Annotated in this window: 2 protein-coding genes; both read right to left on the bottom strand. The window is 49.3% G+C overall.

The window, feature by feature from the left end; genetic code table 11:
- Positions 1 to 5,408: beta strand repeat-containing protein (locus tag JUB15_RS28085; protein WP_207516083.1), on the bottom strand; the 5,408-nt coding region annotated here is incomplete at its 3' end.
- Between the two features lie 155 nt (positions 5,409 to 5,563).
- Positions 5,564 to 11,833 (bottom strand): beta strand repeat-containing protein, encoded by a 6,270-nt coding sequence (locus tag JUB15_RS28090; RefSeq protein WP_207516084.1) that lies wholly within the window; start codon positions 11,831 to 11,833, stop codon positions 5,564 to 5,566.
- Positions 11,834 to 11,872 lie beyond the last annotated feature (39 nt).

Here is an 11,872-nt window from a genome sequence, read left to right on the forward strand (position 1 = left end):
AGCGTGTCGCTATAAGTGCCAGCGCCATTGATGTTGATACCGTTCCAGCGATATGGAAGTTGGTTCGTACAAACGGTTGCCCTGGTGGTATCTCTGAGAACGCTGTTTACAGTCAGGATGAGATTGGTGATGGAATCGCAACCTGCTCTGCTGGTGAGGGTGTCGCTATAAGTGCCAGCGGCGTTGATGTTAATACCGTTCCAACGATATGGCAACTGGTTCGTACAGACGGTTGCCCTGGTGGTGTCTCTTACAACGCTGTTTACTGTTAATGTCAGGGTAACGATAGAGTCGCAACCAGACGCGCTAATCAATGTGTCTTTATAGGTGCCAGCGGCATTATAAGTATTGCCATTCCAGACGAATGGCAACTGATTGTTACAGATGTTTACAGCTTGTTTGCCAGTTACGTTTGGCTTGGTGGTAAGCGTGAGTGTAACGATAGAATCGCAACCTGCAGCGCTGATCAGTGTATCCTTATAAGTTCCGGCGTCATTATAAGTATTGCCGTTCCATGTATATGGAAGTTGATTATTACAGATGCTTACAGTTTGTGCGCCGGTTACATTTTGTTTGACAGTGAGCGTGAGTGTAACGATCGAGTCGCAACCAGCGGCGTTGGTCAATGTATCCTTGTAAGTGCCAGCGGTGTTGTATGTATTGCCATTCCAAATGTATGGCAATTGGTTGGTGCAGATCGTAGCTGTTTGAGTGCCGGTTACTGCTGGATGAACGTTCAGTGTCAATGTTATAATCGAATCACAGCCAGCCGCATTTACGAGAGTATCTTTATAAGTGCCTGCAGCATTGTACGTATTACCATTCCAGATATAAGGCAATTGGTTGGCGCAGATCGTAGCTGTTTGGGTGCCAGTAACTGCCGGGCTGACGTTCAGTGTCAGGGTAACGATAGAATCACAACCGGCGGCGTTCGTTAAGGTATCCTTATAAGTGCCAGCAGTATTGTACGTATTACCACTCCAAATGTATGGTAATTGGTTAGCGCAGATTGTAACTGTTTGAGTGCCGGTTACTGCAGTGTTAACGTTCAGTGTCAATGTAACGATCGAATCACAACCAGCGGCATTGGTTAATGTATCCCTATAAGTGCCAGCGGTATTGTAGGTATTGCCATTCCAGATATATGGCAAGTGGTTGGCGCAGATGGTGGCAGTTTGAGAGCCTGTAACCGCTGGGTTGACGTTCAGTGTCAGTGTAACGATAGAATCACATCCGGCGGAATTCGTTAAGGTATCCTTATAAGTGCCAGCGGTGTTGTAGGTATTACCATTCCAAATGTATGGTAATTGATTAGCACAGATTGTAACTGTTTGAGTGCCGGTTACTACTGGATTAACAGTCAGTGTCAGAGTAACGATCGAGTCGCAACCAGCGGCGTTGGTCAACGTATCCTTATAAGTGCCTGCAGCATTGTACGTATTACCATTCCAAATGTATGGTAATTGGCTGGCGCAGATAGTGGCCGATTGAGAGCCGGTTACCGCTGGGTTGACGTTGAGTGTCAGAGTAACGATCGAATCGCAACCAGCGGCATTGGTTAATGTATCCTTATAAGTGCCAGCGGCAGTATAGGTATTACCATTCCAAATGTATGGTAATTGATTAGCACAGATCGTAGCTGTTTGAGTGCCGGTTACTGCAGGGTTAACGTTGAGTGTCAGGGTAACGATCGAATCGCAACCGGTGGCGTTGGTCAAAGTATCCTTGTAAGTGCCGGCGGCATTGTAGGTATTGCCATTCCAAATGTAGGGCAATTGGTTAGCACAAACAGTGGCAGTTTGCGAACCTGTTACTACAGGATTTACGTTCAATGTGAGTGTGACAATAGAATCGCAACCGGCGGCGTTGGTTAAGGTATCCTTATAAGTGCCAGCGGTATTGTAGGTGTTGCCATTCCAAATGTATGGTAATTGGTTGGCGCAGATGGTGGCAGTTTGACTGCCGGTTACGGCAGGATTAACCTTCAGTGTCAATGTCACGATCGAATCACAACCAACGGCGTTGGTTAAGGTATCCTTATACGTGCCAGCAGTATTGTACGTATTACCACTCCAAATGTATGGCAATTGGTTAGCACAAATCGTAGCTGTTTGAGTGCCGGTTACTGCTGGATTGACGTTCAGTGTCAATGTCACAATCGAGTCGCAACCAGCGGCGTTGGTTAAGGTATCCTTATAAGTGCCAGCGGTATTGTAGGTGTTGCCATTCCAAATGTATGGCAGTTGGCTGGCGCAGATCGTAGCTGTTTGGGTGCCAGTAACTGCCGGGCTGACGTTCAGAGTCAATGTAACGATCGAGTCGCAACCAGCGGCGTTGGTTAATGTATCCTTATAAATGCCGGCGGCATTGTAGGTGTTGCCATTCCATGTATATGGCAGTTGGCTGGCGCAGATCGTAGCTGTTTGAGTGCCGGTTACTGCTGGATTAACAGTCAGTGTCAGGGTAACAATAGAATCACAACCAGCGGTATTGGTCAATGTATCCTTATAAGTGCCTGCAGCATTGTACGTATTACCATTCCAAATGTATGGTAATTGGTTGGTGCAGATGGTGGCAGTTTGAGTGCCGGTAACCGCTGGCCTGACGTTCAGAGTCAATGTAACGATAGAATCGCAACCCGCGGCGTTGGTCAATGTATCCTGATAAGTGCCAGCGGTATTGTAGGTGTTGCCATTCCAGATGTATGGTAATTGATTAGCGCAGATTGTAACTGTTTGAGTGCCGGTTACTGCAGGGTTAACGTTCAGTGTCAATGTAACGATCGAATCGCAACCAGCGGCGTTCGTTAAGGTATCCTTATAAGTGCCAGCGGTATTGTAGGTGTTGCCATTCCAGATGTATGGTAATTGATTAGCGCAGATTGTAACTGTTTGAGTGCCGGTTACTGCAGGGTTAACGTTCAGTGTCAATGTAACGATAGAATCGCAACCCGCGGTATTGGTCAATGTATCGTTATACGTGCCAGCTGTATTGTACGTATTACCATTCCAAATGTATGGTAATTGGTTGGCGCAGATGGCGGCAGTTTGAGTGCCGGTAACTGCCGGGCTGACGTTCAGTGTCATGGTAACGATCGAATCGCAACCCGCGGCGTTGGTTAAGGTATCCTTATAAGTGCCGGCGGCAGTATAGGTATTACCATTCCAAATGTATGGTAATTGGTTGGCGCAGATCGTAGCTGTTTGAGCGCCAGTTACTGCTGGATGAACGTTCAGTGTCAATGTTATAATCGAATCACAGCCAGCCGCATTTACGAGAGTATCTTTATAAGTGCCTGCAGCATTGTATGTATTGCCATTCCAGATGTATGGCAATTGGTTGGCACAGATCGTAGCTGTTTGAGTACTGGTAACTGCCGGGCTGACGTTCAGTGTCATGGTAACGATCGAGTCGCAACCAACGGCGTTGGTTAAGGTATCCTTATAAGTGCCGGCGGTGTTGTATGTATTGCCATTCCAAATGTATGGTAATTGGTTGGCGCAGATGGTGGCAGTTTGAGTGCCAGTAACCGCTGAGTTGACGTTCAGTGTCAATGTAACGATCGAGTCGCAACCAGCGGCGTTGGTTAAGGTATCCTTATAAATGCCGGCGGCATTGTAGGTGTTGCCATTCCATGTATATGGCAGTTGGCTGGCGCAGATCGTAGCTGTTTGAGTGCCGGTTACTGCTGGATTAACAGTCAGTGTCAGGGTAACAATAGAATCACAACCAGCGGTATTGGTCAATGTATCCTTATAAGTGCCTGCAGCATTGTACGTATTACCATTCCAAATGTATGGTAATTGGTTGGTGCAGATGGTGGCAGTTTGAGTGCCGGTAACCGCTGGGCTGACGTTCAGAGTCAATGTAACGATAGAATCGCAACCCGCGGCGTTGGTCAATGTATCCTGATAAGTGCCAGCGGTATTGTAGGTGTTGCCATTCCAGATGTATGGTAATTGATTAGCGCAGATTGTAACTGTTTGAGTGCCGGTTACTGCAGGGTTAACGTTCAGTGTCAATGTAACGATCGAATCGCAACCAGCGGCGTTCGTTAAGGTATCCTTATAAGTGCCGGCGGTGTTGTAGGTATTGCCATTCCAAATGTATGGCAGTTGGCTGGCGCAGATGGTGGCAGTTTGGGTGCCAGTAACTGCCGGGCTGACATTCAGTGTCATGGTAACGATCGAATCGCAACCCGCGGCGTTGGTTAAGGTATCCTTATAAGTGCCAGCGGTATTGTAGGTGTTGCCATTCCAGATGTATGGTAATTGATTGGCGCAGATGGTGGCAGTTTGAGAGCCTGTAACCGCTGGGTTGACGTTCAGTGTCAGTGTAACGATAGAATCACATCCGGCGGAATTGGTCAATGTATCCTTGTATGTGCCGGCGGTGTTGTAGGTATTGCCATTCCAAATGTATGGCAGTTGGCTGGCGCAGATTGTAACTGTTTGGGTGCCAGTAACTGCCGGACTGACGTTCAGTGTCAATGTAACGATCGAATCGCAACCCGCGGCGTTGGTTAAGGTATCCTTATAAGTGCCAGCGGCAGTATAGGTATTACCATTCCAAATGTATGGTAATTGGTTAGCGCAGATCGTAGCTGTTTGAGCGCCGGTTACTGCTGGATGAACGTTCAGTGTCAATGTTATAATCGAATCACAGCCAGCCGCATTTACGAGAGTATCTTTATAAGTGCCTGCAGCATTGTATGTATTGCCATTCCAAATGTATGGTAACTGATTGGCGCAGATAGTGGCAGTTTGAGTGCCGGTAACCGCTGGGCTGACGTTCAGAGTCAATGTAACGATAGAATCGCAACCAGCGGCGCTAATTAAAGTGTCCTTATAAGATCCGGCTGTGTTGTAGGTATTGCCGTTCCACGTGTATGGTAATTGATTGGCACAAACTGTGGCAGATTCAGTGCTTGTAGCAACAGGAATTACATTCAGCGTTAGTGTTACCACTGAATCACAGCCGTTGACAGTCTTCAATGTTGCCGTTGTTGTTCCTGCTTGCGTTAAGGTTTTCCCGTTCCAGCTATAAGGTAGTTCCGTTTCGCAAATCGTGATCTGCTCGTTGGTGGCTACATTTGGATATACATAAACAATTCCTGATTGTATATCGCCTAAACAACCATCTGCCGAGAGTTCCTGTACAGTGATGAGGAATTGACCAACCGTATTCCAGGTAACAGTTATTTCATTGGTAGTGGTGGGTTGTGTAACGCCGTCGATTTTCCATGTGTAAGTAGAGGGGACGCTTGGGTCATTTACCGAATATTTTTTGGTGGCTCCTATACATACATGATCCGGCATAGCCATTTGCGCAGATGTCTCTTTGACACCGAACAAGAGCAAAGCCAATATAATGATATGTAGTAACCGTTTAAGCATTGTGTCATTCATGCACGCTTTATAAGCGGCGCACTTGCGTATCTTTTCATTTTATGCTGTCTAGAACAAAGCGCTACATGCACACTGCTTCTCCCGGGAAGCACGTGTGCATGTTTGCAGCTTTGGGTGATATTAATTTGGTTTCATTTCTTTATTGCTTTTCATTTTTAATTATGGGTGATTGGCGTTGTTACCGGTTTCGGGTTAACAATTACAGTCTGACTAACCGTAGCCGTGCAACCAGTTACACACATGGTTTCTGTTACCGTTACCGTCTTGGTGCCAGGTGTAGTCCACTGAACAGTTATTGAATTGCCTGTGCTTGATCCGACGATAGTTCCTCCTTCTGATACCGTCCAGCTGTACGTGTTGCAACCATTGAGCGGTGTGCTATATACTACTGTTTCGGTAAGTACGCAGGCTGGACTTGGACCAGTGATAACCGGGGTTGGTAATGGATTAATGTTTACGACCGTTGTACAGGTAGAAACATTGCCGCACGCATCTGTAACTGTCCATGTTATTGTTGACGCGCCTACATTAAATGTTCCACTTGCATCGGTTCCCGTTCCACTTCTTGTAGTGGCACCTGTGACCTGGTAAGTGATCGTCAGATCAGGGCTGCAGTTATCCGTTGCAGTCAAAGCAGGGATAGTATAAGTGTTGCCTGACTCAATACAGAAGGCTTGTGAAGGCGGACAAGTGATCACCGGTGCTTCTGTATCTCTGGTAAATGTGATCGTTTGCGTTTGAGTGCCAGTATTACCGCACGCATCTGTCACAGTCCATGTTCTGGTGATCGAGCGGTCACAACCGGTACCTGTCTCGGCACCATCGGTGAAGGTGGCGGCCAGACCAGTTGAGCAGTTATCAGTTACGGAAGCTGTACCAAAGGCAGCTGCGATCTGGGCATCTGTCGGGTTACATATCACTGCAGTACTTGCAGTAACTGTGATAACTGGTGCTTCTGTATCTCTGGTAAACGTGATGGTTTGTGTTTGCGTTCCTGTATTACCGCACGCATCTGTCACTGTCCATGTTCTGGTGATCGAGCGGTCACAACCAGTACCTGTCTCTGCACCATCGGTGAATGTGGCGGTCAGACCAGTTGCGCAATTGTCAGTTACAGAAGCCGTACCAAAGGCAGCCGCGATCTGTGCATCTGTCGGGTTACATATCACTGCAGTACTTGCAGTAACTGTGATAACTGGTGCTTCTGTATCTCTGGTAAACGTGATGGTTTGTGTTTGCGTTCCTGTATTACCGCACGCATCTGTCACTGTCCATGTCCTGGTGATCGAGCGGTCACAACCAGTACCTGTCTCTGCACCATCGGTGAATGTGGCGGTCAGACCAGTTGCGCAATTGTCAGTTACAGAAGCCGTACCAAAGGCCGCTGCGATCTGGGCATCTGTCGGATTACATACTACCGCTGTTGAAGCAGTTACTGTAATAACCGGTGCTTCTGTATCTCTGGTAAACGTGATGGTTTGTGTTTGCGTTCCAGTATTACCGCACGCATCTGTCACAGTCCATGTCCTGGTGATCGAGCGGTCACAACCGGTGCCTGTCTCTGCACCATCGGTGAAGGTGGCGGTCAGACCAGTCGAACAATTGTCAGTTACCGAAGCCGTACCAAAGGCCGCTGCGATCTGGGCATCTGTTGGGTTACATACTACAGTAGTGCTTGCCGTAACGGTGATCACTGGTGCTTCTGTATCTCTGGTAAACGTGATGGTTTGCGTTTGTGTGCCAGTATTACCGCACGCATCTGTCACGGTCCATGTTCTGGTGATCGAGCGGTCACAACCCGTGCCTGTTTCTGCGCCATCGGTGAAGGTGGCGGTCAGACCAGTCGAACAATTGTCAGTTACGGAAGCTGTACCAAAGGCAGCCGCGATCTGTGCATCTGTTGGGTTACAGATGACCGCTGTTGAAGCTGTAACTGTAATCACCGGTGCTTCTGTATCTCTGGTGAAGGTGATGGTTTGCGTTTGTGTTCCTGTATTACCGCAAGCATCTGTCACCGTCCATGTCCTGGTGATCGAGCGGTCACAACCAGTACCTGTCTCTGCACCATCGGTGAAGGTGGCGGTCAGACCAGTCGAACAGTTGTCGGTTACGGAAGCCGTACCAAAGGCAGCCGCGATCTGTGCATCTGTCGGGTTACATACTACAGTGGTGCTTGCAGTAACTGTGATCACTGGTGCTTCTGTATCTCTGGTGAACGTGATGGTTTGCGTTTGTGTTCCGGTGTTACCGCACGCATCTGTCACCGTCCATGTCCTGGTAATTGAGCGGTCACAACCAGTACCTGTCTCTGCACCATCGGTGAATGTGGCGGTCAGACCAGTCGAGCAGTTGTCAGTTACCGAAGCTGTACCAAAGGCAGCCGCGATCTGTGCATCTGTCGGATTACAGATCACCGCTGATGAAGCTGTAACGGTAATCACTGGTGCTTCTGTATCTCTGGTAAACGTGATGGTTTGCGTTTGAGTGCCAGTATTACCGCACGCATCTGTCACGGTCCATGTTCTGGTAATAGAGCGGTCACAACCCGTGCCTGTTTCTGCACCATCGGTGAAGGTGGCGGTCAGACCAGTAGAACAGTTGTCGGTTACCGAAGCCGTACCAAAGGCAGCCGCGATCTGGGCATCTGTTGGGTTACAGATTACCGCTGTTGAAGCAGTAACTGTAATCACTGGTGCTTCTGTATCTCTGGTAAACGTGATCGTTTGCGTTTGTGTTCCAGTGTTACCGCACGCATCTGTCACCGTCCATGTCCTGGTAATCGAGCGGTCACAACCAGTACCTGTTTCAGCACCATCGGTGAAGGTGGCGGTCAGACCAGTCGAGCAGTTGTCGGTTACGGATGCCGTACCAAAGGCAGCCGCGATCTGCGCATCTGTCGGGTTACAGATGACTGCAGTGCTTGCTGTAACTGTAATCACTGGTGCTTCTGTATCTCTGGTAAACGTGATCGTTTGTGTTTGTGTTCCGGTATTACCGCACGCATCTGTCACAGTCCATGTTCTGGTAATAGAGCGGTCACAACCAGTAACTGTTTCTGCACCATCGGTGAAGGTGGCGGTCAGACCAGTAGAACAATTGTCAGTCACTGACGCCGTACCAAAGGCAGCCGCGATCTGCGCATCTGTTGGGTTACATATCACTGCAGTACTTGCAGTAACTGTGATAACTGGTGCTTCTGTATCTCTGGTAAACGTAATGGTTTGCGTTTGAGTGCCGGTATTACCGCACGCATCTGTCACCGTCCATGTTCTGGTGATCGAGCGGTCACAACCAGTACCTGTTTCAGCACCATCGGTGAAGGTGGCGGTCAGACCAGTAGAACAATTGTCAGTCACTGACGCCGTACCAAAGGCAGCTGCGATCTGCGCATCTGTTGGATTACAGATGACAGCAGTGCTTGCAGTAACTGTGATAACTGGTGCTTCTGTATCTCTGGTAAACGTGATGGTTTGTGTTTGCGTTCCTGTATTACCGCACGCATCTGTCACAGTCCATGTCCTGGTGATCGAGCGGTCACAACCCGTGCCTGTTTCTGCGCCATCGGTGAAGGTGGCGGTCAGACCAGTCGAACAGTTATCAGTCACTGACGCCGTACCAAAGGCAGCCGCGATCTGCGCATCTGTTGGGTTACAGATGACCGCTGTTGAAGCTGTAACTGTAATCACCGGTGCTTCTGTATCTCTGGTGAACGTGATGGTTTGTGTTTGTGTGCCTGTATTACCGCACGCATCTGTCACTGTCCATGTCCTGGTGATCGAGCGGTCACAACCAGTACCTGTTTCTGCACCATCGGTGAATGTGGCGGTCAGACCAGTTGAGCAGTTGTCGGTTACGGATGCCGTACCAAAGGCAGCCGCGATCTGCGCATCTGTCGGGTTACAGATTACCGCTGTTGAAGCAGTAACTGTGATCACCGGTGCTTCTGTATCTCTGGTGAACGTGATCGTTTGCGTTTGTGTGCCTGTATTACCGCACGCATCTGTCACCGTCCATGTTCTGGTGATCGAGCGGTCACAACCAGTGCCTGTTTCTGCACCATCGGTGAAGGTGGCGGTCAAACCAGTCGAGCAGTTGTCAGTTACGGATGCTGTACCAAAGGCAGCCGCGATCTGGGCATCTGTCGGGTTACATACTACAGTGGTACTTGCAGTAACTGTGATCACCGGTGCTTCTGTATCTCTAGTGAACGTAATGGTTTGCGTTTGTGTGCCCGTATTACCGCACGCATCTGTCACGGTCCATGTTCTGGTAATTGAGCGGTCACAACCAGTACCTGTTTCTGCACCATCGGTGAAGGTGGCGGTCAGACCAGTCGAACAGTTGTCGGTTACGGAAGCCGTACCAAAGGCAGCTGCGATCTGGGCATCTGTCGGGTTACATATCACTGCAGTACTTGCAGTAACTGTGATAACTGGTGCTTCTGTATCTCTGGTAAACGTGATGGTTTGTGTTTGCGTTCCTGTATTACCGCACGCATCTGTCACGGTCCATGTCCTGGTAATTGAGCGGTCACAACCCGTGCCTGTCTCGGCACCATCGGTGAAGGTGGCGGTCAGACCAGTCGAACAATTGTCAGTTACAGAAGCCGTACCAAAGGCAGCCGCGATCTGGGCATCTGTCGGATTACAGATTACCGCTGTTGAAGCAGTTACGGTAATCACCGGTGCTTCTGTATCTCTGGTGAACGTGATGGTTTGTGTTTGCGTTCCAGTATTACCGCACGCATCTGTCACAGTCCATGTCCTGGTAATTGAGCGGTCACAACCAGTACCTGTCTCGGCACCATCGGTGAAGGTGGCGGTCAGACCAGTCGAACAGTTATCAGTTACGGATGCCGTACCAAAGGCCGCTGCGATCTGGGCATCTGTTGGATTACAGATTACCGCTGTTGAAGCTGTAACGGTGATCACCGGTGCTTCTGTATCTCTGGTGAACGTAATGGTTTGTGTTTGTGTGCCTGTATTACCGCACGCATCTGTCACAGTCCATGTCCTGGTAATAGAGCGGTCACAACCAGTGCCTGTCTCTGCACCATCGGTGAAGGTGGCAGTAAGACCAGTCGAGCAGTTGTCAGTTACCGAAGCCGTACCAAAGGCCGCTGCGATCTGTGCATCTGTCGGATTACATACTACCGCTGTTGAAGCAGTTACTGTAATAACCGGTGCTTCTGTATCTCTGGTGAACGTGATGGTTTGCGTTTGTGTGCCAGTATTACCGCACGCATCTGTCACAGTCCATGTCCTGGTAATAGAGCGGTCACAACCAGTACCTGTTTCGGCGCCATCGCTAATGGTGGCGGTAAGACCAGTCGAGCAATTGTCAGTTACGGACGCCGTACCAAAGGCCGCTGCGATCTGGGCATCTGTCGGGTTACATACTACAGTAGTACTTGCAGTAACTGTGATCACTGGTGCTTCTGTATCTCTGGTGAAGGTGATGGTTTGTGTTTGTGTGCCTGTATTACCGCACGCATCTGTCACAGTCCATGTCCTGGTAATTGAGCGGTCACAACCAGTACCTGTCTCGGCACCATCGGTGAAGGTGGCGGTCAGACCAGTCGAACAGTTATCAGTTACGGAAGCCGTACCAAAGGCCGCTGCGATCTGCGCATCTGTTGGGTTACAGATTACCGCTGATGAAGCTGTAACTGTAATCACTGGTGCTTCTGTATCTCTGGTGAAGGTGATGGTTTGCGTTTGAGTGCCAGTATTACCGCACGCATCAGTCACTGTCCATGTCCTGGTGATGGAGCGGTCACAACCAGTACCTGTCTCTGCACCATCGGTGAAGGTGGCGGTCAGACCAGTAGAACAGTTGTCGGTTACCGAAGCCGTACCAAAGGCAGCCGCGATCTGGGCATCTGTTGGGTTACAGATTACCGCTGTTGAAGCAGTAACTGTAATCACTGGTGCTTCTGTATCTCTGGTAAACGTGATCGTTTGCGTTTGTGTTCCAGTGTTACCGCACGCATCTGTCACCGTCCATGTCCTGGTAATCGAGCGGTCACAACCAGTACCTGTTTCAGCACCATCGGTGAAGGTGGCGGTCAGACCAGTCGAGCAGTTGTCGGTTACGGATGCCGTACCAAAGGCAGCCGCGATCTGCGCATCTGTTGGGTTACAGATGACCGCTGTTGAAGCTGTAACTGTAATCACCGGTGCTTCTGTATCTCTGGTGAACGTGATGGTTTGTGTTTGTGTGCCTGTATTACCGCACGCATCTGTCACTGTCCATGTCCTGGTGATCGAGCGGTCACAACCAGTACCTGTTTCTGCACCATCGGTGAATGTGGCGGTCAGACCAGTTGAGCAGTTGTCGGTTACGGATGCCGTACCAAAGGCAGCCGCGATCTGCGCATCTGTCGGGTTACATACTACAGTGGTACTTGCAGTAACTGTGATCACCGGTGCTTCTGTATCTCTAGTGAACGTAATGGTTTGCGT

Origin of the sequence: Longitalea luteola (genome assembly GCF_017356035.1) — a bacterium.
Lineage (GTDB): Bacteria > Bacteroidota > Bacteroidia > Chitinophagales > Chitinophagaceae > Niastella > Niastella luteola.